This is a genomic window from Thiomonas sp. FB-Cd (assembly GCF_000733775.1).
GTDB lineage: Bacteria > Pseudomonadota > Gammaproteobacteria > Burkholderiales > Burkholderiaceae_C > Thiomonas_A.
Genome location: NZ_JPOE01000002.1, coordinates 345607 through 370422 on the forward strand (window position 1 = coordinate 345607; position 24816 = coordinate 370422).

A 24816-nucleotide genomic window follows, 5' to 3' on the forward strand; every position below is an offset into this window, starting at 1 on the left:
TGCAGCTAGCCAATTCAGCGCAAGGCGAATCATGAGCCAGGTGTGGTTGGCCCCGAGCGAGGCAGTGGTGGAGATATGGCATAAGGCGCCGGACCTCGACATCGCCTGATCTTGATCACCTGGATTTAATTTGAGGGTGGGCACGCCCGGATCGCGTGTGAAGTGAATGCTGTCGCAATGCCAGCAGGAACCCACCGAAGCGACGCGTCCCGGCTCAGTGCCGGAATGAGCGCCGTAGGAGCCTCCGCTTTTTTGGCCAAAGGGATGTCAAGTTTCGGCGAGCAAGCCGGAGTGCTGGTTGGTATACCGGTTTGCGTCAGTGGCACAACAGCCCGAAGTCACGCCTCGGGAGATCGCCATCAGCTACTTGGGCGGCACCGCTGTGTGATCGATCGGCGGCACCGGGACAACGCAGCAATGGCCGCGTCGCCTTGGTGGGGCGGGAGCATATAAGAGGAAGAGGGGCAAGGTCAGCGCGAGTCTGCAAAGAACTACCGCACGGGCAGCCCGTGCGGGCCGCGGGCCGTTTGTGGGGCATGGCAGCACACTAACCCCGTTTGCGGATCGAATCGCACACCGCAAACACGAACAAACGCTTCCCGCAACCGGGCGCGCGCCCGTAGAACGCGGGATTTGGCTGCGGGTAGAGACAAGCCGCGTAGCGTGGCATAGTCACGCTGCGTCATGCCCTGCAGCTCGCAGAGATCGAGGACGTCGCGGTCTTCATTTGTGAGCGAGGCGAGTGCTTTGGGCAGGCAGTCGGACAGCGTTTCCACCGGCGGTTGCTCACCAGATTCCGCCGGCAGATCCTCAGATAACGCGTCGTGGGGATGAAGCGTGCGCAGGTGATCGGCCAGAGCGTTGCGTGCCAGGGTGAACAGCCAAGCACGCGGTTCTTTGAGGTCACAGAAATTGCGCCCCTGATGCAGGGCTTTGAGGAACACGGTTTGCAGCAAGTCTGCTGCTTGATCGCCATCACCCACGCGATGTCGCAGGTACCTTTCAATCTCCGAATGATGCTTCCGCCAAGCGCGGGTCACACAGGTTTCCGCTGTCGGCATGTGAGTGGCTCCAGTCAGAGGCGTGGGCTGGTGAATGTTGGTGGGCATGGCGGAAATCATACGTGCCGTTAGCCTTTATCGCTGCCGCTCTCTGCCAGAGCTGCGTCCGACAATTTTTCACCGCGGCTCTTGAAATCGGGCGCAGTATCGCCAAGTATGCAAAGTCGGATGAAATTCGTTACCATCTGACTCTTCGGGGCCGACCCGGTTTCGACGTGAATGTTGACGTTGTGGAGTGCATGCCGAGCACCAGTAAGCTCGTAAATCCACTGGAATCAAGTTAAACGCGAACGACGATAGTTTCGCTCTCGCAGCTTAATTGCCGCGAGCCTTGCAACGGCACGCTGATGGGCCGGGGTGGTAACACCTGCAAGGTCATGAACATCAGATCGCGATCTTGTGCGCCGCGCGCAATGTCGTTAAATTCAGCGGATCGCCAGTTTAGAAGCATGTCCACCTGCGTCTGAGCGGTTAAATCCAAATGATGGCACTAAGCATGTAGAGCTTGCAGCAGAGAGTTTGCGGACGGGGGTTCAATTCCCCCCGGCTCCACCAATACTCGAAATCCCAACCCTTATCGGTTGGGTTTTTTTTGCCCACGGCGCCAGTGTTGGCGCGGTTTCCGGCCTTGGCCTCTTGAGCATGGCCCTCTGGAAGTCGCCCTTCCAGGCGTACTTTCCGCCGTTTTTCTCTCTCTTTTCTCTGCTGCCCTCTTGAACATTCAAGGCCAGAAGTCGCGTGTTGACGCGGGTTTGCGGACCATCGGTTTGCTTCCTCGCTTGCTCGGGAGCGTGCGACCGAGACAGCGAAAGGCACAAAAAAACCGCCCTGAGGCGGCGTGTCGGCGCGGTACGGATGTCAGCGCGAGCCTGCCAAAAGCGCCTCACGTTGCACCTGAATCTTCCAGAAACTTAGCCAACACCGCTGGGATTTTGCTGGGTGCATGAATACGCAGTTGTTTGTTGACGTTAAACCGGCCGAACACCACGGTGACGGCCTTGGCCGGAACACCGAATTCCTCAGCTAAGAATTTCACCATATGGTCGGTCGCGCGGCCCGCCACCGGCGTGGCTGTCACACTCACCTTGAGTTGATGCCCTTTGGTCTTACCAATGGCATCACGTTTGGCAGAGGGTTCCCCTAGGATATTGACGACCAGAGTGTCGCCATCCCAAGCACAGGGCGTAGTCATCTTCATGCGCGGAGCGGATGGCTTGATCTCATCGCCCTGTTCGTCGACGTCAAACAACTGAGCTTGGGATTTAGATTTTCGCGCCATAGTATTTGTGAACCGCCCACGGGTTTCGTGGAGGCCAGTTGGTTTAAGTCAGGCCGCCACCGTGGAGGTCTGACTGACTTGCTGCATCCAGTAGTTTGCCTCAGCTTCTGCCGGAGGGATATAACCCAGGGGTTCCATCAAGCGGTGATTGTTGAACCAGGCCACCCATTCCAGGGTCGCCAGTTCCACCGATTCCCTGGTCTTCCAGGGGGCGCGACGATGGATCAACTCCGCCTTGTACAGCCCGTTGATCGTCTCGGCCAAGGCGTTGTCATAGGAGTCGCCCTTGCTGCCTACAGAAGGCTCAATCCCAGCTTCAGCCAGCCGCTCGGTGTAGCGAATGCTGACATATTGCGAACCTCTGTCTGAGTGATGGATCAAGGCATCGCCCCGCTCGGGTCGGCGGGCATAGAGCGCCTGCTCCAGGGCGTCGAGCACGAAGTCCGTGCGCATGGAACTGCTCACGCGCCAGCCGACAATGCGCCGGGCAAACACATCGATGACGAAGGCCACATAGAGCCAGCCTTGCCAGGTGGACACATACGTGAAATCGGACACCCAGAGCTGATTGGGCCGCGCAGCCTTGAAGACCCTGTGGGCGTGGTCCAGCGGACACAGCGCCTTGGCGTCAGGGATCGTGGTGCGCACGACCTTGCCGCGCCTGGTGCCCTGCAATCCGAGCCTGCGCATCAGCCGCTCCACCGTGCAGCGCGCCACCACCACCCCCTCGCGGTGCATTTGCTTCCAGACCTTGTCAACGCCATAGACCTGCATGTTCGCTTGCCAGACCTGTTGGATGTGGGGGATCAGCCGCTGATCGCGCTGGGTGCGTGCCGACAGCAACTCAGGATGGCGCTGCCGGGCCGCATGCAGGCGGTATCCGCTTGGGGCGATCTGCAAGACCTTGCAGATCGGCTCGACCCCGAAGCGTTCACGATATGAGTCAACAAAGGCCTTCAGCTCTTGAGTCGGCGGTCGAGCTCCGCCTGGGCGAAAAACGCGCTGGCCAGCTTGAGGATCTCGTTGGCCCGGCGCAATTCCTTGACCTCGCGCTCCAGATCCTTGACCCGCTGCGCTTCTGCCGAGGTCACGCCTGGGCGCGTGCCTGCATCGACCTCGTCGCGTCTGACCCACTCCAGCAGGGTGTGCGCCGAGCAGCCGATCTTGGGGGCAATCGACTCCACTGCGGCCCACAGCGAGGGGTACTCACCGCGGTGCTCCTGCACCATGCGTACGGCGCGCTCACGCACTTCAGGGGAAAACTTGTTCGACTTGTTCATGGCTCCATTCTCTTGAATGTTGGAGCCTCCTCAAATCCCGGGGCGGTTCATGATCGGGTGGCCCTTGACTTGCCCACGATTCTTTTTGCTCATCGACCAGGTCTGCGTGGAAATCAACACTCTGCCACGGTAACGTGGCAAGTCGAAGTCCTTGACCCGCGAAACCCCCGCTGCGCTGGCATGCGGTTAGCGGTGGGAGAGTTCATTGCGTCGAGTTTCATCGCAAGTCGGTAAACTCTCAACTGACACAACTTGTTAGATTTTTGGCTTGCTGAGCCTGATGATGCCTATGTCGTTTGCTGACCTTCCCGAAGATTCCGAGGATCCTCACCATACCCCCGCCGAACGCGCTGCAGCGGCCGCGCGCAGCACATGGGTCAGCGTCGGAGTGAATCTAGGGTTGACGTTTACCCAGGTTGCAGTCGGTCTGATGGCGAAGTCCCAGGGCTTGGTGGCAGACGGCATCCATTCGCTGTCCGATCTCGTGGCGGACTTCGTCGTGCTCTTTGCAAGCCATCACAGCCAGCGAGATGCGGATGAAGGGCATCCCTATGGCCACCAACGCTTCGAGACTGCTGCCTCGCTGGTTTTGGGTGTTCTGCTGTTGGCTGTTGGGGTTGGCATGTTGTGGTCGGCCTTTCGCAAGCTTGAAGAGCCTGACACGGTCCAAAAGGTGCATTTGGCGGCGCTTTGGGTGGCAGGCGGAGCGATCGTTGCCAAGGAGCTTTTGTTCCGCTACATGTTGTCGGTGGCCAAGAAGGTCAAATCAAGCCTCCTGGTGGCCAACGCATGGCATGCCCGCTCTGATGCTGCATCGTCAGTCGTCGTCGGCATCGGCATTATTGGCAATTTGGCGGGTTTTCCCATTCTGGATCCGATTGCCGCACTCATCGTGGGATTCATGGTGGCCAAGATGGGCTGGGAATTTGGTTGGGACGCGTTGCATGACCTCATGGATCGGGCGGTCGATGACCAGGAAGTTCAGGGCATTTTCCAAACCCTGAGGCAAACGCCCGGGGTGCTCGGTGTCCACGATGTGCGCACGCGCAAGATGGGCGACATGATCGTCGTTGACGCCCATATCGAAGTAGATGCAGCGATTAGCGTTGAGGCAGGGCATGACATTGCCGTGGCTGCGCGGGATCGTGTAATGCAGCGTCATCGTGTGTTGAATTTGATGACGCACGTCGATCCATGGCACAAACCGGACTTGGATCACGTTGGTTTGCCAGCGGGGGCAAACGCTGAAAATCCTGGCTGATCTTGTGCAGATCGATGACCCTGTCGCGCACCGCGTGCGCAACGAGTCGATCCAGGGGAATGGGCAGCGTACCCTACATCGCCGATCCAGAGCGTCCAATGCGCTGTAGCGAGTGTAGTGAATTATTCTTAAGTGAACTTAATGTCTTGCTGCATCTCCAATGTTTTACTGTGGACTGGGGTGGAGAGAGCGAGTGCGAGTTGCCCCTGAGATTGTTTTGACCAATGAGGAGCGAGCCGAGTTGACGAAGCTGGCTCGTTCCAAGCTCACCAGCGTGAGGCTGGCGCAACGCGCACGCATCGTGCTGCTGGCTTCGCAGGGCATGCAGAGCAAGGAGATTGCCGCCGAGCTGGGCATTGGGCGAGTCCAGGTCTCGCGCTGGCGCGAACGCTATGCCGAGTTCAGGCTTGCGGGCATCGAGCACGACTTGCCGCGCGGGGCACCGCCGGTGACTGTGGATGTGGCGCGCCTCATCGAACTGACCACCCAGCGCAAGCCCGAGGCGGCCACGCACTGGAGCACCCGAACCCTGGCCGCCGAGTTGGGGGTCAGCGCAGCCAGCGTCTCGCGGCATTGGCGCAAGAACGGCCTGAAGCCCCATCTGGTGCGTGGCTTCAAGGTCTCGCGCGACCCGAAGTTCGTCGAGAAGCTCGAAGACATCGTGGGGCTGTACCTGTGGCCGCCCGAGCACGCCTTGGTGCTGTGCTGTGACGAGAAGAGCCAGGTGCAGGCGCTGGACCGCACACAGCCTGGGCTGCCCCTGAAGAAGGGGCGTGCGCAGACGATGACGCCCGACTACAAGCGCAACGGCACGACCACGCTGTTCGCGGCGCTGAACGTGCTCGACGGCCAGGTCATCGGCCAGTGTCAGCAGCGCCACACCCACACCGAGTGGCGGAAGTTCCTGCGGCAGATCGACCGCGAGACGCCCAAAGGCAAGACGCTGCATCTGATCGCCGACAACTACGCCACGCACAAGCATCCTGCCGTACAGGCTTGGTTGACCAAGCATCCGCGATTCAACATGCACTTCACGCCGACCTCGGCGTCGTGGCGGAACAGGGTCGAGCGCTTCTGCCGCGACATCACCGTCAATCGGCTGCGCCGCGGCGTGTTCACCAGCGTGCCGCAGTTGATCACTGCCATTGATGAGTACGTTGCCCATCACAACACCAAACCCAAGCCGTTCATCTGGACCAAGAGCGCTGCCGACATCCTGCAGAAGGTCATTCGTGCCAACAGTCACTTAAGTTCTAAACAGAATGCAACACTACACTAGCGTTTGGGTACGAGGCAAACATGATGCATTGCTTGTGCGCCCGAGAGCGGGTTATTCATTCTCCGACCCGATGGGACGGCCAAGGCGAGCGCCAAGGTGCGTCCGGGAAGAGCCCGCGTGAAGCAGACAGGCCCCGCATTTGAGCAATTTCACCGCGCATCTCCCGACTACAGCGCCGCAAGGCGCTTAGTCGCGGAAGCATTCACTATCGGTCTCCCACTGTGAATACTCGGCGCATTGCCCACTTGGATATGGATGCATTCTTCGCTTCGGTGGAGTTGTTGCGCTACCCCGAGCTTCGGGGACACCCTGTGGTGGTTGGCGGGCGCCATGATTGGCACCCGGTGGCGAAGACCGACGGAACCCGGCGCTTTGCCCGACTGCGCGAGTACGCAGGACGTGGTGTGGTCACTACCTCTACTTACGAGGCGCGCGCCTTGGGGGTGTTCTCTGGCATGGGCATGATGAAGGCGGCGGTGCTCGCGCCAGAGGCCTATTTGCTGCCGGCGAATTTCGAGGCGTACCGGCACTATTCCAAACTCTTTAAAGAAGCAGTGGCCACCGTCGCCCCGGAAATCGAAGATCGCGGTATCGATGAAATTTACTGCGATCTCAGTCTGCTGCCGGACGACACCCTGGCGCTGGCACATCAGATCAAACAGGCGGTGCGCGAAGCGACGGGCTTGAGCTGCTCCATTGGCATCACACCAAACAAACTGCTATCCAAGATTGCTTCGGAATTACACAAGCCGGACGGCATCACGGTCTTGAGCCTCGAGGACGTGCCCACGCGAATTTGGCCACTTCTGGTCAGTAAGGTCAATGGCATCGGGCCCAAGGCGACGCTCAAGCTTGAAGGGCTGGGAATTCGCACGATCGGTGAATTGGCGATGGCAGATGCAGGATTGTTGCAGCGGCACTTCGGCGCCACCTATGCAACATGGCTGAGGGACGTGGCCCAGGGCATCGACCATCGTCCCGTCGTAACCCAGGTCACACGGAAGTCCATTAGCCGCGAAACCACCTTCGAGCGTGATCTGCATCCGCTTGTTGACCGAGCTGAGCTTTCAGCCGTGTTTGCGGAACTCTGCAAGCGCGTCGCAGCGGATCTGCAGCGCAAAGGTTTGGCCGGCCGCACCATTGGGATCAAAGTGCGTTTCGAGGACTTTCGCACAGTCACCAGGGACGTGTCGCTGATCACCCCGACAGCTGATGCGCGAACAATCCAGCGTGCCGCCAGGATGTGCCTTAAGCGGATCGAGTTGCAGCAAAGGTTGCGCCTGCTCGGGATCCGAGCAGGCGGGCTTGCGGGTGTTGAAGGACAGTTGGAGGGTGACAGGAATCCGCCACAGCAGATGGAGCTGTTGGGGATCAAATGCGATCAATCGATGTGAGTGTGGAACGCGCATCATTGAGTCGAGCGCAGGTGCCGGGGCACGGCGTTATCAGGCCGTTGAAATGCTGGCCCACCGCGCCGGGATCGGCGACGATGTCAGACAACGAAGATCGGCGGTGAGAGAGGAAGGATGCGAGGAGCCGATAGCTTTAACGCGGCGCTGTTCAGCACGTTGAAGCTGGATGAGTTCGTGCCCCAGACCCATCCGCTGCGCCCAATCCGCAAGTGGATGAACGAGGCGGGCGTCAAGGGTGGTCGTCCGAGCATGGCGCCGGAGAAGCTCATGCGTGCGATGTTGCTGCACGTTCTTTACAGCGTGCACAGTGAGCGCCAGATCGTCAAGCAGACGTCCTTCAACCTGCTGTTTCGCTGGTTCGTCGGGCTGTCGATTGAGGATGCGGTGTGGAACCACTCGGTGTTCGGCAAGACTCGTGATCGGCTGATCGAGTTCGACGCTGTCACGGATTTGTCCAACGCGACGGTGAAGATGGCCGACAAGCGCGGACTGTTGTCGGGCGAGCACTTCAGCGTGGACGGCACGCTGATCCATGCCTGGGCCAGCCGCAAGAGCGTCAGGCGCAAGGACGGCGGCGAGGACGACAGGCCGCCCGAGGACTGGCACGGCGAAAACTGCAGCAACGATACGCACGCTTCGATGCACGATCCCGAGAGCCGTCTGTATCGCAAGAGCAGCGCAGCGCCTGCGCTGCCGAACTATCAGGGGCATGTGCTGACCGACAACCGCCACGGTCTGGTCGTCAACGTACAGGCTAGCGCGGCTGATGGGTGTGCCGAGCGCGACGTGGACGAGCGTATGCTGTCCGATGTCGCCAAGCGCGACGTTCGGATCATGGTCGGCGCCGATACGGGGTACGACATGCGCTGCTTCGTGAAGGCGCGCCGCAAGATGAACGTCACACCCCACGTGGCGCAGAGCACCAAGCGCACCGGAGGCAGTGCGATCGGTGGTCGCACGACGCGGCACGCTGGCTACGCAGTCATCAGCGCAAGCAGGCGTAAGCGAATCGAACAGGACTTCGGCTGGGGCAAGACGATCGGCCCGATCCGCCAGATCATGGTGCGGGGGGCAGAGAAAGCCGATCAGCTCCTGACCTTGACGATGGCGGCCTACATCCTCACCCGGATGCGCACCTTGGCCAACGTGCGTCCGCAATGCGTGTGATGGGCCGAAAGCCCGGAAATGCCCGTTCATGGCCCGGCCTCCCGGCCTGTGCAGGCCGAAATCGCCGCGTTTGCTCGGAAATTGGGCAACGTGTGACCGTCACCATGCCGAACCGAAGGCAGAAATGCATGCGTCTTTCGAATCAACGTATGCGTCTGGCGAACCCATCTTTTCAGTGAAGGACGGCTGAGCGAAGCTTGGGGTTTTGGGAGGCTGCATGCGATCAGACAAGCTCAGTGAGGAGAGGATTGGGGAGATTCTGGCGATCCTCGATGAACTCAAGGCCAGCGGTGGGCGTGCCGAGGTTTTTGCCCAAAGCCATGGCGTCAGCTACGGGCAGCTTCGGGGCTGGCTGTCCCACGCACCGCGCTGGCGGGCGCAGTTGGCAGGGCAGGAGGTGCCTGCGCGTGCGAGCGGGTTCGTGCAAGCCCGGCTCAGCCCGAGGTCTGGTGCGGTGGCCGCCGATGCGCTGCCGGCCCACGCGCGCATCACCTGCGTGGCTGGCGCTCGGCGGGCGCAGATCGACTGGCCTGTGGCCCATGCGGCGGAGTGCGCGCAGTGGCTGCGAGCCTGGCTGGGGTGAGCCATGCTGCGCATTGAGGCCGTCTGGCTGGCGGTGGGTGCCAGTGATCTGCGCGGCGGCATGGACAGCCTGCTGGGGCAGGTTGTGGCCCGGTTTGGCTCGGCCCAACGGCACCACGCCTACGTGTTTGCCAACCGCAGCGCGACAAGGCTGAAGGTGCTGGTGTTTGATGGCGCCGGGATCTGGCTGTGCACGCGCCGACTGCAAGAAGGCCGGTTCGTCTGGCCGCAGGACGATCGTGAGGCGCTGCACCTGAGCGAGCAGCAATGGCGCTGGCTGGTGGCCGGGCTGCCGTGGCAGCGGATGACGGCGCACGCCACGGCAGCAGCCATTGCCGTGGTGTAGACCCGGGTTGTTGTCGATCCGGACAACTCCCACTGCTCGCGCGCGCTCACGCGCGCGAGAATGTGCCCATGCTCGACGCCATCGATTCCGACCGACTGCAGGCCCTGGGGGACGATCCGACGGCGCAGTACGCGCGTGCGGTCATTGCCCGCATGCAGGCGGATCTGAAGTTGAAGCAGACGAAGATCGAGGCCCTGAGCTTCGAGCTGGCGCGCCTCAAGCAATGGCGTTTTGGGCAATCGAGCGAGGCACTGGACACCCAGGGCGAGCTCTTCGATGCCAAGACGCAGGCGCTGCTGCAAGCCGAGGAACAGGCCGAGGACCGGGCAGCCGATGAGGAGCGCACAGCCCCAGGCAAACGTCGCCCCAAACGCCAACCACTGCCCAGTCAACTGCCGCGCATCGAACACCGCTACGAGATCGAATCGGGGCAGTGCCCGCAGGGCCACGCCCTGCGCCGCATCGGTGAGGAGATCAGCGAACAGCTCGACTGCGAGCCCACGCGTTTCTTCGTGCACCGGCACATCCGCGGCAAGTACGCCTGCGCATGCTGCCAGACGGTGTTGGCTGCGCCCATGCCGGCCCAGATCATCGACAAGGGCATCCCCGCTCCCGGCCTGCTGGCGCAGGTGGTGCTGGCCAAGCACGACGATCACCTGCCGCTGTACCGCCAGGAGGAGATCTATCGTCGCAGCGGCGTGCACATCCCGCGCTCGAGCATGGCGCAGTGGGTGGGCATCTGTGGCGTGCGCCTGGAGCCGCTGGCCCAGGCACTCAAAGACCATCTGTTGGCGCAGCCCGTGCTGCACGCTGATGAGACCCCGGTGGCCGAGCTGGCCCCGGGCACCGGCAAGACGCACCGCGCCTATGTCTGGGTCTACCGCAGCGCGTTGACCCCGGCCGTGGTGTTTGACTATTGCGCCAGCCGCGCCGGTGCGCATGCGCGCGACTTCCTGCAGGACTGGTCAGGGACCTTGCTGACCGACGGGTTCAGCGGCTACGCCGCCCTCCATGCCCAGGACTCGATCGTCGAAGCGGGTTGCTGGGCGCATGTGCGGCGCAAGTTCTTCGAGGCGCACAAGCTGGCCGGCAGCGCCATCGCGCAGGAGGCACTCGAGCGCATTGGGGCCTTGTATGGCATCGAGCAGACCCTTCGGGAGCATCCGCCCGATGCGCGCACCGTCATGCGCCAGCACCAAAGCCAACCCTTGCTGGATGCCTTGCACGCCTGGCTGCTCGACCAGCGCCCACTCCTGGCCAAGGCGGACGCCACGGCGCGGGCCATCGACTATGCGCTGGGCCGCTGGAGCGCCTTGTGCGTGTTTGCCAGCGATGGGCGCGTGCCCATCGATAACAACCCCGTGGAAAACGCCATTCGTCCCCTCGCCCTGGGCCGCAAAAACTGGCTCTTTGTGGGCTCGCCCCAAGCCGGCAGCCGAGCCGCGGTGCTCATGACGCTGATCGAATCGGCCAAGCTGTGCGAGGTCGACCCCTGGGCCTATCTCAAGGACGTGCTGACGAAGCTACCCACCTGGCCCAACAGCCGCTTGGGCGAATTGCTGCCGCACAACTGGGCCAAAGCCAACACCCCTGCCGTCAGCACCTGACTCTTACTGCAGGGGTCAAGATGGGTTCGCTGGACGCTTACGAATCAACGGTCTGTTCACGAGCGGTAATTCAATGAACTCTCCCGCCACTAAACCGCTTATATGGATGCCTCCCGGATAGCAAGCAGATTTTGCTTGTGATGAGAAGAAGTCGGCTGCGTCCTTATATCCGGCCTCATTGCAGTTGCCCAGTTGCCTGGGATCTGCGGGCCCCGATGCTTATTCGCTGGCGAACACCTCATCTCTCGCGAGGACTTTTTACGTCCGAGCGGTTTACCAGGTTTTGCTCACCCGCGGTCTGACCACTTTCACATCACTTCGCTTGTGCTGCCTGCTATCTATTCACACCTCCTGTCAGCGGATTGGCACCATTGTTTGGCGCCGGCGATTCACGCCATTTCGGGTTTCACACTCACATGGTTGCTTTCATACTCCTGCGCTTTGGCAGTAAGTGCCCAGATCGTTCTCGCCATCTTGGCTGCCTGCGCCACGCAGACGACATTCGAATGGCGTCGTACTTTCAGCCCCGCCATCCAGGGACTTGGTTGCCTGACGTTGTGCACTACGCCTCTGGCACCATTGACCAGCAGGGTACGTAGGTAGGTGTCCCCTCGTTTGGAGATGCTGCCCAGCCGAACTTTGCCACCGGTGCCACTTTGTGACGGCACAAGGCCCAGCCAGGCACAGAATTCACGTCCGGACTTGAATGCGCTGGCTTCCCCCATGGTTGCTATGGCCGCTGTGGCGGTCAGCAATCCGACGCCTGGAATCTTGGCAATGCGCTGCATCTGGGGGTCTTGCTGGAGTTGCAATTTCAGTCGACCCTCTATGGCCAGAATGTCCACTTCAAAAGCCTTGACACGCATGACCTGCTCCCGCAAGCTGTCGACGACCACCTGCGGGAGGGTGCTTGCCAGCGCCTCAAGTGCCGACTCAATTTCGCTGAACAGCGCTTTATCGCCCTTGGCGAAGGTGGCTCCGAATTCGTAGAGTAACCCTCGCAGTGCATTGGTCTGCATGATTCGCATCTTCATCAGTGCCTGACGCTGCCGGTGCAATGTCAACGTCGCCTGCTGAGCTACTGATTTGATGCCCACAAACTTGACACCAGGTTGCTGCACCGCCAGCCAGATGGCGCGTGCGTCCGTGGCGTCGGTTTTGTTTCCGCTGACAAATGGGCGAACCACTTTGGCGTGCAGAAGTCGCACGGTATGGCCCAAAGAGCGCAACGCCCGTGCCCAGTAGTGTCCACTGCCGCAAGCCTCGATGGCGATCAGGCTGGGCCTGCGGTTGGCGAAGTGTTCTAGCACCTTTGCCCGCTTGATTTGCACGTTGGAGATTTCGCCGGTCTCCATGTCGACGCTGTGCAGTTGAAACACCTTCTGCGCAATGTCCAGGCCGACCACCTGCTGCCCGGCCATCGTGCCAATCACTTGTCCCGCGTGCATCCCAGTATTACGACTCATGATGGATCCTCTGTGGTGTTGGTGAAGACGGTGGTCTATCACTTCTTGGGCGCTTTGATGCCGTATCCAGCAGAGGATTCACCCGCAACTCGGGACTTCTCTACTGACCAACGGCTGTTCAGGCTTTGTGCCCAATCCACTGCCCAGCCCGAAGGAGGGAGGCATCCATAGCATCTTGCGCGGTTGTCGTGGGGGTTTCGCGGGTCACAGACTTGGACTTGTCCCGTTGCCGTGGCAGAGGTTTCGGTCTCGCCGCCACGCCCGTTCCAGGCGTGTTCGCGTCGATGAGCACCACCAACGCGCTGTTTTGGTCGCGTTGCATGACATGCCCGCAGTGCGGGCAGACATGCATGCGGTCTGCGAGCGTCTTGGGCACAATCTCCCAGCACGCCGCGCAGCGCTGCGACGGTTTGAGCTGGCGCGTGTTGCTCAGGTGCAGTCGCGTACCAGCTTCTTCCGCTTTGTACGCGAGCATCGGATGCGCCATGCCGAACGCAGCCGAGAGGATCTCCCGGTTGAGTCCGGCCTTTTGCCTGACCCGCCGGCCCGGTGCATCCACCGTGCCCCTCGCGCTGCGGCTCATGGTCTTCGGGGCCAATTGCTCAGTCGCCAGGACGGCGCATTGCCGCACCATCTTGGTTGTTTCCTTGTGCACGAAGTCCTGGCGCCGATTGGAAATCCGGTCGTGCAGCCTCGCGATGCGACACCCGAGCCGTTTGAAGCGCAACGATCCGTTCGCCAGGCTGCAAGCCCGCGGCGTCACGCTCAACAAGGTTTGCGTGGCCGTGGCACGCGATCTGGCCGGCTTCGTCTGGGCCGTGGCCTGCCATGCTTTGGCACCTTTGCGAGGCCCCAGCCCAGTCTGAACCATGAAATGCAACAGCAGATCGATCCGGCGATGCGCCGTGGCCCCGACGAGGGGAATCTTCGACCTTCCTATTCCGGCATTCGATGTCATCCATGACCCAGCGTACCTCGACCGAGGCAGCCGCCGAGACAAATCGATGAACGGTGGTACCCAACCCACGGATACGAGATTGACTCATCGCCGCGCCTTGCCACTGCGCATCACCCGATCGATCTGAACTCATTCACATGCAATCATTGACAACGGCGACCATACGAGGAAGGGGAATGCGCGAGCACGTGTTCATGAATTTTTTCGATCGGGAAGAACCGAACAATGAGTTGGACAGCCCAGCGCGAAGTTGGGGAGAATCATTGGTGACTGAACCGACGTCTCCAAAGACACCTTGACCAGTTGTCGCTAGGTTCATGCTGCGCGAGTTCGCGGATGACATTCGTGATTCGCCATAGTGATTATTATTTTCTGCGCGCTTTCTACGACATCAGGAGTCATTAATGAAAAAATTGAGCGGGAAGTTCTTGCTTGGGTCAGCCATCCTTCTTGGCGCACTCGCTAGTTCAAGCGTCGTATACGCCGCCGACAGCAACAACGCTGGACAGAATCAAGTGCTCGATCAATGCCAGTACCTGCCATTGGCGACGAACCTGGCATTTCCGAAAAAATTCGGCACCAAGAACACGACTGTTTGTGTTGACATCCCCGTCCAAGTAGAGCAGGCGAAGATGGTGTTCAACATGGACACCGATACCGTTGATGGCAAGGGCAACTCAAACGGCTTGAAGCACATGCTCATGATGGGAGCTGTCATGAAAGAGCAGATCGCGAAGGGCTTGATCAACCCTAAGAACGTTGACATCATCGGCGTCATGCACGGTTCGGCCTTGAAGTGGTTGGTCAAGCCCGTTCCCCCGCAGCAGAAGAAATTCATCGAAGGTATCTTCAAGCTCAAGCGGGAAGGAGTAAACATTCATATTGAAGCCTGTGCCGCCGCCATGAACGGCGCCCACCTGACGAAGAAGAATCTCTTCTCCTACGATGCCAACGGCAATCCAGATCCCAAGGCCGGAGGCCGGATCTACGTGAACCAGGGTGCTTTCGCTCGCGAACTCTATCTCGAGAACCACGGCTACGCGTACTTCGAGGAAGGCTACGACTACCACGGAAAGAAATAAGGGATAAGTCGGTCGACGCCAACCCCGAAATGATCCCAGTCTCGCAGGACTGCCGACGTATCGCCGAAACGCTTGCCGCTAGGCGATACTGCACACTGTTGGCGCGGATTGGGCGTCGTTACAGTTGAGCGCGGTTCGTTGATCGCGGAGGCCGGGCCGCCCGCTTTGGCGGATTATGTAGATGCCGTGATTATGTTGAGCCACGACCGGCGTCGTGCGCCAACGGACCGTCTGGAGCGGCAGGCGCCGATTTTGATCTCCACATAATCAGAGCGCCCGCAGGAAGTCGATCAGCGAGTCGGGCGCCCGATAGCGGCGGAGCGTGCTCTCTGGCTCTTGAAGCCTGGCCAGTGCCAGCTCCTTCATTGCCAGATCCGCCTCGACATATTGGTGGGTCGTTGCCGGACTCTCATGGCCGAGCCAAAGCGCAATGACGCTGATGTCGACGCCGGCCTGCAGCAAGTGCATTGCCGTGGTGTGGCGAATCCCGTGCGGCGAGATGTGGCGTGTCGCCAAACCTGGACAGGAATCCACGGCCACTTGTACGGCGTGATTCAGTCGCTGCATCACGTTCCATCGCGACATGGATTGGCCATCGCGATTGAGCAGCAATGGCTAGTCCGATTCAAACTGCTGAAATTATGTCGAGGTCAGGACCATATCCTCGACCCGCAAAAGCTCATTGCCACGAGCTTCTCCGAACTGCATCTCGGGAAGCTCAACATAATCACGGGATCTACATAATCGGCTTTGGGCAGTGGAGCTCCACATAAGGCCGAGGTGCTGTCTGCGGGTAGTCGTGTTGCACGACTTCTCGACCCCGGAACTGGTCATTGGATCCCCGGCGATGCAAACGGCTGGTTGGGGTCGAGACTGTGCGGAAGCTGATTGAGTTGGTCGGATCCAAGTCGTGATGATGTTGGCGCGGCCTGACTCTGTGGCCGAGGAGTCCAAGGCCCGTCCCAGAGCGGAATGAACGCGTCCCGGCGTGATCGGTGAAGCGCGATGAAGGCGCGCAGGGGGCTCAGCCACCCACCAACTGCATTGCCCGCATCATCTTGTCGAACCCAAGGATGCTGAGCACCCTCTTGAGGTTGTAGGCCAGCACGTTCAGGCTCATCTCCGTACCCACGCCTTGCAGGCGCGGGGTCAGGAAGTGCGTGTACCCCATCCAGTGCTTTATTGATCCGGCCCTGTGAAGTATTAAGCTGCGTAGCGAACGCGCCGGTCCTGGAAGTAGCTCATCACACGCTGCGGGTTTTGTTCCAGCATCGCCATGTGGTCGTTGGCGGCTTCGCGTAACTTGGCCTTGGTTCGCACCGGCACGCGTTTGCCCATCTCCTGCTTGAGATCGGCGTTGAGCCTCTCCTCAGGGTTGAGTTGGGGGCTGTAGCTGGGCAGGTAAAACAGCTCGATCTGCGCGTTGTGTAAGGCGACCCACGCCTTCACCAACTTGCTGTGATGCACCCTCAGGTTGTCCAGAATCAGGAATACCTTCCTGCCCGCATCCTTGATCAAGGCCTGCAAGAACTCAATCAACTTGTCGGCATCAAACGCCTCGTCGATGATCATCCAGCGGGTCTTGCCCTGGTTGGTCACCGTGGCGATCATCGAGAGCTTCTGGCGCGTTCCGCCCACGGCCATGGCCACCGGGGTTTTGCCCGCAGGGGCAAAGCTTCTGCCGCGCACGTCCGTGTTGACCAGCGCGGTTTCGTCTCCCCAGTGAATTTCCCCGCCCTTGTATGTTTAAACCAGATCAGCGCGGTGCAGTCTAATCACCGTTGAGGTGACCGGACCGGATCGTGCAGCCTGAAACGCCCTGGAGTCGGCGAGCGTGCTCGCCAGCTCGTGGCTGAGTCGATTGCGCACGGACCCCGTGCTGGTCTTCCTGACGCCCGAACGGTTAGTTGAGCGGCGTTTCGCCTGCTCGCATGCACAAGGAAGGGATATGAAGACCATGTCTGGATCATCCGTGATGGTGGGCATCGACGTTGCCAGTGCGCATGTCGATGTGGCTTGCCTGGGAGCAGTCTTGCCATCGGAGCTGGCTCATGTCAGCAACGATGCCGAGGGGCATTCCGCTCTGGCCGACGCCTTGGTGAAGCTGCAGCCGGGGCTGGTGCTGATGGAGGCCACCGGTGGCTATGAGGCGGCGCTGGCGTGCGCGTTGCAAGCAGTGGGTCTGCGTGTGGCGGTCATCAACCCGCGCATGGCGCGTGACTTCGCTCGTGCGATGCAGCGCCTGGCCAAGACCGACCGCATCGATGCGGCCACCCTGGCCGAGTTCGCTGCCGTGCTGGCCCAGCGCCCCGACTGCGAGCGCTTCGTGCGTCCGCTGAGCGAGCCCGAGCAGCAGGATCTCGCAGCCCTGGTCACCCGCAGGCGCCAGCTCGTGGCCATGCAGTTGTCCGAGCGCCAGCGCTTGCGCCTGGCCCGCCCGGTGACGCGCCCGAGTATCGATGCCCTGCTCGAGGCGATTGCCCGCCAGCTCGACGACGTCGATGCCGAAATGGTCCGCCATGTCGAACAGCATCATGCCGTGATGGCCAAGCTGTTGCAAAGCGTGGCCGGGATCGGCCGCATCGCTGCCGCAACCCTGATCGCTGAACTGCCTGAACTGGGGCGGCTCAACCGGCGCCAGATCTGTGCCTTGGTCGGCGTGGCCCCCTACGCCAAGGACTCCGGGTCCAGCCGAGGCCGACGACGCATCACCGGCGGGCGCTTCGAGGTGCGACGTGCCTTGTACATGGCCACGCTCACCGCCACACGATTCAACCCCGCCATTCGCGCCTTCTACAAGCGTCTGGTGGCCGCAGGCAAGCTCAAGAAAGTGGCCTTGATCGCCTGCATGCGCAAGCTGATCACCCACCTCAACGCCATCACCCGGGACCATCTGAACGCTCAAAATCAGCCTTTCACTGCTTGACTTTCAACACGGTTACTCAGCCCTGGCGCGCTGCTCGATGGCGGGGTATTCCCCCTCCAGCCAAGCCTGCACCGCCGCGGGGCTTTGCTCATAGGCTCGCTTGATGGGCTTTTGCGGCGTAAAGCCCCAGCGGGTGAGGTACTTTCCAACGCTGCGCACCTGCAGTTTGATGTCGAACTCCTGTTCAATGAGTTGCATCACTGCAGCGCGGCTCCACAGATGGAAGTCCATCTTGAGTTGCTCGGGACGCGTGTCAATGATCAGGCGCTGGATCGTCTCTTCTTGCGCTTGACTGAGCACCCGACCGTCGCCTCTGGCGCGTCCGCGCCGAGTCGGCCGGATGGCGCTCCAGCCGCCAGCCTCGTACAAGTCAATGGCCGCTCGAACGGGCGGGTAGCTCAGCCCCGTCATGTCCACGATCTGCATGATCTTGACGCCCCGCTTGTGCAACCTCACGACTTGCTTGCGCCGCTCGTGAAGTTGCTCCAGTGTTTGCTTCCTTGCGTTTTCCTTTTCCATCATCAATGGATCAAAAAACTTGCTGAAAGTTCATATGTTATTGGGCCTTATCTATAGCGTCCCGAACACGTTCTTGGCAGCCCTCTTGTGTGCCGAGGGGTCGATGCCCTGCGCCACAAGTTTGCGCGCCTGATCGCGCCGTTCTCGCGCCAGGGAAAGGGGAACGTCGGGGTATTGGCCCAAGGCAAGCAGCTTTTCCTTGCCGTCAAACGTGTATTTGAAGCTCCAGAGCATGGAGCCGGTCGTTGCAACCTTGCACATACAAGCTCCGCTCATCCCTGACGCGGTAGGATTGGTCGTGGGGCTTCAGCGCCCGCAGTTTGGCATCAGATAGCATTTGGGGTATCGGTGGCGAGGGGTATCAGAATACCCCAGAGAATACCCCGCGATATCCCTGGATGCAGGCGGAAAACGGCGGGTGAGGGCAGAAACAAAAAGCCCCTAAGTTTTTGAATTCTTAGGGGCTTCTGAACGAATACGAACTGCTGTGAACTAACTCTTGGTGCCCAGAAGAGGACTCGAACCTCCACGCCTCGCGGCGCTAGTACCTGAAACTAGTGCGTCTACCAATTCCGCCATCTGGGCAAGGAGCAAAATCTTAGCAGGATTTTTTGCGCTGTCCAGTATGCTGCGCATGCGTGACTGCCGGGCCGATAGCGCAGGCCCCGTGCTCCCAACAACAAGAGGAATGAGACTGTGATTGTCGAAGGTGTTGTTCAAGGCCATCGTGACGGCTATGGATTGGTGGTTTCCGAGCAGGGCGTGCAGGACATATATTTGTCTCCGCAGCAGATGCGTACGGTGATGCATCTGGACCGCGTACGGGTAAAGATCGTGCGCCAGGACAAGCGAGGCAGGCCTGAAGGCCAAGTCATCGAGATTCTGGCGCGCTCGAACCGCCCCGTCATTGGGCGTCTCCTGCAGGAAGGTGGTGTCTGGCTGCTGGCCCCTGAGGACAAGCGTTATGCCCAGGACATCCTGATTCCGGGTAACGCTGTCGGCACTGCCAAAGCTGGCCAGATTGTGAGTGTGGAAATTGCTGAGCCAGCCTCCCCTTACGCGCAACCCGTTGGCAAAGTGACCGAGGTGCTGGGGGAACTGCATGATCCCGGGATGGAAATTGAGATCGCGGTGCGCAAGTATGGAGTTCCTCACCGTTTCAGTGCGGACACCGAGAGGCAAGTTGCCGCATTGGCTGCGCATGTGCGCGAACAGGACCGCGCAGGACGCTACGATCTCACCGATGTGCCGCTCGTCACAATCGATGGCGAGGATGCACGTGACTTCGATGATGCGGTGTACTGCGAACCCGCGAACATAGGCCGTGAAGAGGGCTTCCGCCTCATCGTAGCGATTGCCGATGTTTCACACTACGTCAAACCCGGTGAGCCCCTGGATTTCGACGCGCTGGAACGCGCTACGTCCGTGTATTTTCCCAGGCGCGTCATTCCCATGATTCCGGAAAAGCTGTCCAATGGATTGTGCTCGCTCAACCCGAAGGTTGATCGCTTGTGCATGGTCTGTGACATGCTCATTGACAGTTTGGGCGAACTCAGGGCGTACCAATTCTATCCGGCCATCATGCGCTCACACGCGCGCTTTACGTATACGGAGGTGGCAGCCATTCTGGAAAATACACGCGGAGCAGAGGCGCAGGCGCATTCGGAGTTGGTGCCCCACCTGCTTCATCTGTATGACGTCTACACGGCTTTGCTCAAGGCGCGACGTGTGCGCGGTGCGATTGATCTGGAGGTGCCGGAAACCCAGATTGTGTGCGATGCCAGCGGGCGAATCGAGAAGATTGCGCTACGCACGCGCAACGAGGCACACCGGCTTATCGAAGAATGCATGCTGGCTGCGAATGTCAGTGCAGCCGACTTCCTGGAGCGAAACAAGCATCCAGGCCTCTATCGCGTCCACGAAGGACCGACTCCGGAAAAGCTCGCGTTGTTGCGCAGCTTTCTCAAGACCCTTGGTTTGCCGGTCAGCATTGGCGACAATCCAGAGCCCTCGGACTACCAGCAACTCTCGGATGTTGCGCGCGAGCGCCCCGATGCGGCACAAATCAACGCCCTGATGCTTCGATCGATGCAGCAGGCAATTTACAGCCCACATAACAGCGGGCACTTCGGTTTGGCCTATACCGCCTACGCACACTTCACCAGCCCGATACGCCGCTACCCCGACCTGCTGACCCATCGCGCAATCAAGGCCGTACTCGCGTCACAGCGATACAAATTGCAGCCACCTGAAAGTATGGTCTTGTCGTTGCCCAGTGCGCAGGCGCAATCCAAGGCCGCGCAGGCCAAGCTCAAGGCGGGTGTGGAAGTGAGCGTCAAACGCATCAAACCCGCCTCAGACGAATTGTTGGCGTGGGAAGCGGTGGGCCAGCATTGTTCAGCAAATGAGCGACGGGCCGATGAAGCCACGCGCGACGTCGAGAGCTGGCTCAAGTGCTGGTACATGCGTGACAAGCTTGGTGAGGAGTTCGTCGGTGCCATTACGGCGGTGACGAGCTTCGGCATCTTCGTCCAACTCACGGCCTTGTATGTGGAGGGGTTGATCCACATTTCGGAACTTGGAGCCGAGTACTTCCGATTCGACGAAGCGCGCAACGAGTTACGGGGCGAACGCACCGGCAAGCGCTATGGCCTTGGTGACCGCGTGTTGGTGCAGGTAAGCCGGGTCGATCTTGATGGCCGCAAGATCGATTTTCGCATGGTGGCGGACCCATTGCGCGCGATGGGTGGTGGCGCGGCCAGCGCGGCGTCGTCGCGCCGCCGCGGGCGCGTAGAGTCCGTGCTCGCCCCGCTCGGTGCCGCGCTTGACGATAGTGACAACAGCGTGTTCGAGTTGCCCGTGGAGCGCGAAGACCGCAGTGTGACCCAGGCCAAGCGTGTCCGCACGGCGGCCACCGGCGGAAAGCGCAACGCGGTGACGTCAGAGCGGCAGCACATCAAAGCCACGACGAAGGCGCCTGCCGCGAAGGGCAGCAGCAAGGGCTCGGCAAAACGGGCTGGAACCGCGAGCAAATCTGTTGCGCCGAAAAAGCGAAGCCGTACGAAATAGCGACTCAACTAGGCTGCGCCAGGCCCCTCACGCACCATGGCGCAAGTTCGCGCCCATGCGGTGTCTCCAGGGTCACCGAACGGGCTAGGCGCGAACTCCTGCTCTGCTGCCGCGGTACGCGCAACGGCCCAAGCCCGCAGCATCCACTGTGGCAAAGTCCCAGCTCGCAACTCGGCCTGTTCGCGCACCACGCAATCGGCACCAGCTCCATGCAGCCACACGGCAGCCTGCGTCGCGGCAAGCTCTGCCCGGGGTACGTGCGCAAGGAACGCGGCCAATGCGCCGGCCAGGACATCACCCGTGCCTGCTGTGGCCAGCAGGCCGTTTCCGCTCGGGTTGATCCACAACTCGCCGGTGGTGGTGGCGATCACGCTACCCGCGCCTTTAAGCACACAGTGGGCATGGCTTGTGGCCACAAGTTCGGCGGCCGCATCCAGGCGATTGGCCTGCACTTGGCCAGTATCCCACTGCAGCAGACGGGCCGCCTCGCGCGGATGTGGCGTCAACCAGGCTGGACGGGTTCGCGCGCGCAACGCACGCCAAAGCGGGCCGTCGCGCGCCTCAGCGGCTAGCAGGTTGAGGCCGTCCGCATCGATCACCAGCGGGCCATCAACCTTGATGAGGGTCTCCAGCACGTCCAGAGCATCTGGCGAGGCTCCCGCGCCCGGCCCGAAGACGTCACAACCAGCGCTGCTGAGCTTGGCTGCCTGGGCCTGAAGTAGAAGGGCGGCGGGGCGGCGCAACATCAGTTCGGGCCACACGGGATCCACTACAGATGCGGCGGGGTCGAACAAGGCTGCGAATACCCGGCCTGCGCCCATGGCAAGGGAAGACCTGGCGCACAGCAGCGCTGCGCCTGCCATGCCACTGCTGCCGCCGAACACGCGTACGTCGCCGCGCTGCCCTTTGTGGGCCGCTGCGCGTAGCGGGGGCAATGCGGCCAAGGCGCAGTAACCATCCACGAGACGTGCAGTGGGAGCGAGCTCGTGACCGGGTAAGTCGTCGGGCCGGCAGTCGAGTGTGTCAAGCCACAGCTCGCCGCAGGCGGGCGCGGAGGGTCCCGTAAGGAGTCCCGGCTTGAGGCCCAGAAAGGTCAAGGTGACTTGGGCGCGGACGCACAGGCCTGGGGCTGTGCCAGTATCCGCAGAAAGGCCTGATGGCAAATCTGCCGCGAGCACGGGCGCGCGAGTCCGATGCAGCGCTGCGATCGCGTTACCGAGTTCACCCTCTGGCGCCCGACTCAGCCCTAAACCCACGAGCGCGTCGATGACAAGTTCGGCCCACTGAAAAAGTGTTGCCGAATCGGTTGCGCCCCAGTCCCTGAGCCGGACCCCGGAGCCTTGTGCTTGGTCCAAGGCCCAGCACCAGTCGGCAGGACGGCGGTCGGCTGTCCACTGCGTCGCGTCACCGCAGGCCACCACCAATACCTCGACCTCCATATCCTGCTTGGCCAACATGGACGCAGCTGCGAGCCCATCGCCGCCATTATTTCCCGGCCCGCACAGAACGAGAACACGGCGCGTATGTGGAAACCGGGCCCGTGCCAGTGCCGCGATGCCACGCCCTGCACGCTGCATCAGCGTATGCGGCTGCAGCGCTTGTGCAGCAATGCGCTCAATGCGGCGTAGAGCAGCCTCGCTCCATACGGGCAAAGGCGAATGCTGTGAGGACGGGAGTATGCGAAGCATGGCGGGCTCTTATTTATAGCCATCCCAGGGCACCTGCAACTGCGCCGGCCAGTAGCAGCCACAGTGGATTGACCCGCGTCCAGAGACTCAATCCGATCACAGCCATGACCCCAATGCCCTCCCGCGTTGTGAACATTCTGCTCGGCTAGCAGCCAGCCGGCCGAGAGCAAGAGGCCCACCGTAACCGGAGCCAGACCATCATGGAGCGCTCGTATCCACCGATGTGCTGGATTGTCGCTGCTGAAGCGGAAATAGGCCAGCGTGATCAGCGTGGAGGGGAGAATGAGGCCTACCGCGCCGGCCAGGGCGCCCGCCAGCCCGGCGACATGCCAACCCAGCAGTGTGGCGAGCAGAGTCATATTGGGCCCGGGCGAGGGCCAGCGCAGCGTTGAACTCTGTGTCCGTGACCCAATGCTGAGCGTCCACAAGGTAACGGTGCATGTCGGGAAGGAGCCCGATTGCGCCACCCACCGAAAGTAACGACCACAGCAGGAAATGGCCGAACAAGCCGGGAAGCGCAACCAGATTTGGGCCGAACGCACTGAGCGTAAACGTTCATCAGCTTGTCTGGGAGGAACCAGAGGCCTGCCTGCTCTGGTTTGGTAAATCGCGACGGGCTGAGCAATTGCATCTCGGTGCGTCGCTGTCTTGATTGCGCTTTGACTTTGATATACGGCGCTGCATTTCTATCGCCATTCCGGAGTTCGCGCTGAACGGGTCAACGCGAACTCGACTGGGGGCGGCGCGTGATGCATGCCGCGCGTGCAAGGGCGTTGGCCTGTGCCGCAGGACGTGCGAGGGAGCTGGCGTGGACAACGAAAACAAGGCCACGCGGGCTCGGCGCGGATGGCAGCGCGGCATGGCTGCGCAACCGACCCGGCTTTCCAGTTACACGTATGTGATCGATGGCTCATCGGCTTGAATATTATGGATCGAGGCCAAAATCGCGGAAGCTTGCGCTGTGAACGCCGGGTCTGATGCCATCGAGGTGTGGATAGTACAGACGAGCCTTAGGTCATCTACGCCGATAGCGCGCCAGGAAGACGGCAGCCGGACCAAGTGCCAGCATGACCGTGAGCAGTTGCCAGTGCATTAATCCGACGCCGATGAAGGCCATTGCGGCCCACAGCGGCACCGCCCACGCAGTGCGCAGCACTGGGGTAAGCCGCAGCGCCATTGCGATGACCAGCCCCGTTGTGACCAACTCCATGCCACGCAAGGCGTCATGCAGCGCCGGAAGGCTGGCCCAAGTCGAATAGCCGACAGCGATAAGAAGCACGATCGACACCGGCGCAGCCAGCATTCCGGCCAAGGCTGCCAGCGCTCCCTTCCAGCCGAAGCTGCGCTGGCCGATCATCAAGGCCAAATTGATCAAATTGGGCCCGGGAAGTACCTGGCTGACCGAAAGCAGACCGACAAATTCATCGCGGCTCAACCACTGCTTTTCGTCCACCAGCGTGCGTTGTGCAAAAGGCAACACCCCACCAAATCCCGAGAGGGTCAAGCGGTTGAACGACCAGAAAAGCTCGCGCAGATCACGGGGGCCAGGACGGACCGCGGTCAAGACGACATGTTGGTGCATGGGTGAGGGTTTGGTTGGCGATCGTGCAATGCGAGAGCTGGCCACGCATTCAAGCCCGATCAACATTCGTCGCTTTCACGATACGGAGATCTTGTTCCGCGATATGAAAAGTAGATGCTGCTATGCAATGTCGTCTTCTTCAGGATGATGATTTATCTTTTCATAATAAGAAAACAACTACATATCATATTGATTATAAAGTGAATAAAAATTAGTCTTCTATAAGATACAACACATTGCTGCAGTGCACAT

General features: G+C 60.7%; 19 protein-coding genes, 1 tRNA gene, 1 other RNA gene, 5 pseudogenes and 1 other annotated feature. Of the genes and pseudogenes, 12 read left to right on the plus strand and 14 right to left on the minus strand.

Features of this window, described 5'->3' with window-relative positions; translation table 11 throughout:
* Positions 1-491: 491 nt before the first annotated feature.
* A complete protein-coding gene (locus tag CD04_RS0101695; RefSeq protein ID WP_231480424.1) occupies positions 492-1109 on the minus strand; it encodes a sigma-70 family RNA polymerase sigma factor in 618 nt (205 codons plus the stop codon).
* Positions 1110-1256: 147 nt separating this feature from the next.
* Between CD04_RS0101695 and ssrA the strand changes: the two genes are divergently transcribed.
* Positions 1257-1616, plus strand: a transfer-messenger RNA (tmRNA) gene (ssrA, locus tag CD04_RS22865).
* Positions 1617-1944: 328 nt separating this feature from the next.
* Here the strand turns inward: ssrA and CD04_RS0101710 are convergent.
* Together CD04_RS0101710 and CD04_RS0101715 are read right to left on the minus strand one after the other, a co-directional pair.
* Positions 1945-2340: a DUF167 family protein gene (locus tag CD04_RS0101710; RefSeq protein ID WP_231480425.1), complete on the minus strand. Its 396-nt coding sequence runs from the start codon at positions 2338-2340 to the stop codon at positions 1945-1947.
* 48 nt (positions 2341-2388) lie between these two features.
* Positions 2389-3620 (minus strand): IS3 family transposase gene (locus CD04_RS0101715; protein WP_156030029.1). Its coding sequence is split into 2 segments (ribosomal slippage): positions 2389-3332 and positions 3332-3620, totalling 1233 coding nucleotides; the frame shifts between segments, so codons are not numbered across the junction.
* Positions 3226-3342: a sequence feature (AL1L pseudoknot), on the minus strand. Its footprint overlaps the gene before it by 117 nt.
* A 289-nt stretch (positions 3621-3909) precedes the next feature.
* Between CD04_RS0101715 and CD04_RS0101725 the strand changes: the two genes are divergently transcribed.
* The 7 genes from CD04_RS0101725 (at position 3910) to CD04_RS0101755 (ending at position 11274) form a co-directional block, all read left to right on the plus strand.
* Complete coding sequence (locus CD04_RS0101725) at positions 3910-4881, plus strand: cation diffusion facilitator family transporter (RefSeq protein ID WP_031404096.1); 972 nt, start codon at positions 3910-3912, stop codon at positions 4879-4881.
* 160 nt (positions 4882-5041) lie between these two features.
* Positions 5042-6160, plus strand: a complete 1119-nt coding sequence (locus tag CD04_RS0101730) for an IS630 family transposase (RefSeq protein WP_197032992.1) — start codon at positions 5042-5044, stop codon at positions 6158-6160.
* Positions 6161-6381: 221 nt separating this feature from the next.
* Positions 6382-7554 carry a DNA polymerase IV gene (gene dinB, locus CD04_RS0101735; protein WP_031404098.1) on the plus strand — a complete coding sequence of 391 codons (1173 nt, stop codon included), beginning with the start codon at positions 6382-6384 and terminating at the stop codon, positions 7552-7554.
* 132 nt (positions 7555-7686) lie between these two features.
* Positions 7687-8739, plus strand: coding sequence for an IS5 family transposase (locus CD04_RS0101740; RefSeq protein WP_031404099.1), 1053 nt, complete (start codon positions 7687-7689; stop codon positions 8737-8739).
* Positions 8740-8956: 217 nt separating this feature from the next.
* Positions 8957-9322: a hypothetical protein gene (locus CD04_RS0101745; protein ID WP_031404100.1), complete on the plus strand. Its 366-nt coding sequence runs from the start codon at positions 8957-8959 to the stop codon at positions 9320-9322.
* A gap of 3 nt (positions 9323-9325) precedes the next feature.
* Positions 9326-9667 carry an IS66 family insertion sequence element accessory protein TnpB gene (tnpB, locus tag CD04_RS0101750; RefSeq protein ID WP_031404101.1) on the plus strand — a complete coding sequence of 114 codons (342 nt, stop codon included), beginning with the start codon at positions 9326-9328 and terminating at the stop codon, positions 9665-9667.
* A 68-nt stretch (positions 9668-9735) separates the two neighbouring features.
* Positions 9736-11274, plus strand: coding sequence for an IS66 family transposase (locus CD04_RS0101755; RefSeq protein ID WP_031404102.1), 1539 nt, complete (start codon positions 9736-9738; stop codon positions 11272-11274).
* Between the two features lie 389 nt (positions 11275-11663).
* Here the strand turns inward: CD04_RS0101755 and CD04_RS0101760 are convergent, their stop codons facing one another.
* Both CD04_RS0101760 and CD04_RS22365 read right to left on the minus strand, forming a co-directional pair.
* Positions 11664-12695 (minus strand): IS110 family transposase, encoded by a 1032-nt coding sequence (locus CD04_RS0101760; protein WP_031404103.1) that lies wholly within the window; start codon positions 12693-12695, stop codon positions 11664-11666.
* 163 nt (positions 12696-12858) lie between these two features.
* Positions 12859-13503, minus strand: coding sequence for an RNA-guided endonuclease InsQ/TnpB family protein (locus CD04_RS22365; RefSeq protein ID WP_369792761.1), 645 nt, complete (start codon positions 13501-13503; stop codon positions 12859-12861).
* Here CD04_RS22365 and CD04_RS25130 point away from each other — a divergent pair.
* Both CD04_RS25130 and CD04_RS0101770 read left to right on the plus strand, forming a co-directional pair.
* A pseudogene (locus CD04_RS25130) lies at positions 13475-13606 on the plus strand (IS110 family transposase); the annotation flags it as partial. The gene CD04_RS22365 and the pseudogene CD04_RS25130 sit on opposite strands and share 29 nt — an antisense overlap.
* A 496-nt stretch (positions 13607-14102) precedes the next feature.
* Entirely contained in the window at positions 14103-14780 is a 678-nt protein-coding gene (locus CD04_RS0101770) for a hypothetical protein (RefSeq protein ID WP_031404105.1), read from the plus strand.
* Between the two features lie 267 nt (positions 14781-15047).
* On the opposite strand, the gene CD04_RS24025 is transcribed toward CD04_RS0101770, so the two are convergent.
* From CD04_RS24025 to CD04_RS0101790, 3 genes and pseudogenes are all read right to left on the minus strand, one after another.
* A complete protein-coding gene (locus CD04_RS24025; RefSeq protein WP_255331740.1) occupies positions 15048-15392 on the minus strand; it encodes a tyrosine-type recombinase/integrase in 345 nt (114 codons plus the stop codon).
* 412 nt (positions 15393-15804) lie between these two features.
* Positions 15805-15993 (minus strand): annotated as a pseudogene (locus CD04_RS22875) (IS5/IS1182 family transposase); the annotation flags it as partial.
* Positions 15984-16520 (minus strand): annotated as a pseudogene (locus tag CD04_RS0101790) (IS630 family transposase); the annotation flags it as partial. The pseudogenes CD04_RS0101790 and CD04_RS22875, both read right to left, overlap by 10 nt.
* Positions 16521-16755: 235 nt before the next feature.
* Here CD04_RS0101790 and CD04_RS0101795 point away from each other — a divergent pair.
* A complete protein-coding gene (locus CD04_RS0101795) occupies positions 16756-17706 on the plus strand; it encodes an IS110 family transposase (RefSeq protein ID WP_369792815.1) in 951 nt (316 codons plus the stop codon).
* 15 nt (positions 17707-17721) lie between these two features.
* Here CD04_RS0101795 and CD04_RS0101800 read toward each other — a convergent pair.
* The 3 genes and pseudogenes from CD04_RS0101800 to CD04_RS0101810 all read right to left on the minus strand — a co-directional run.
* A pseudogene (locus CD04_RS0101800) lies at positions 17722-18225 on the minus strand (winged helix-turn-helix domain-containing protein); the annotation flags it as partial.
* 51 nt (positions 18226-18276) lie between these two features.
* Complete coding sequence (locus CD04_RS0101805; protein ID WP_031404108.1) at positions 18277-18486, minus strand: Arm DNA-binding domain-containing protein; 210 nt, start codon at positions 18484-18486, stop codon at positions 18277-18279.
* Between the two features lie 239 nt (positions 18487-18725).
* Positions 18726-18810 (minus strand) — tRNA-Leu (locus CD04_RS0101810).
* Positions 18811-18921: 111 nt separating this feature from the next.
* Here CD04_RS0101810 and rnr point away from each other — a divergent pair.
* Positions 18922-21294, plus strand: coding sequence for a ribonuclease R (gene rnr / locus CD04_RS0101815; protein ID WP_031404109.1), 2373 nt, complete (start codon positions 18922-18924; stop codon positions 21292-21294).
* Between the two features lie 8 nt (positions 21295-21302).
* Here the strand turns inward: rnr and CD04_RS0101820 are convergent, their stop codons facing one another.
* The 3 genes and pseudogenes from CD04_RS0101820 to CD04_RS0101825 form a co-directional block, all read right to left on the minus strand.
* Positions 21303-22982 carry an NAD(P)H-hydrate dehydratase gene (locus CD04_RS0101820; RefSeq protein WP_081857748.1) on the minus strand — a complete coding sequence of 560 codons (1680 nt, stop codon included), beginning with the start codon at positions 22980-22982 and terminating at the stop codon, positions 21303-21305.
* Positions 22871-23453: pseudogene (locus CD04_RS22880) on the minus strand (chromate transporter). The gene CD04_RS0101820 and the pseudogene CD04_RS22880 overlap by 112 nt, the downstream one beginning before the upstream one ends.
* A gap of 544 nt (positions 23454-23997) precedes the next feature.
* Positions 23998-24564: a chromate transporter gene (locus tag CD04_RS0101825; RefSeq protein WP_031404111.1), complete on the minus strand. Its 567-nt coding sequence runs from the start codon at positions 24562-24564 to the stop codon at positions 23998-24000.
* Between the last annotated feature and the right edge of the window lie 252 nt (positions 24565-24816).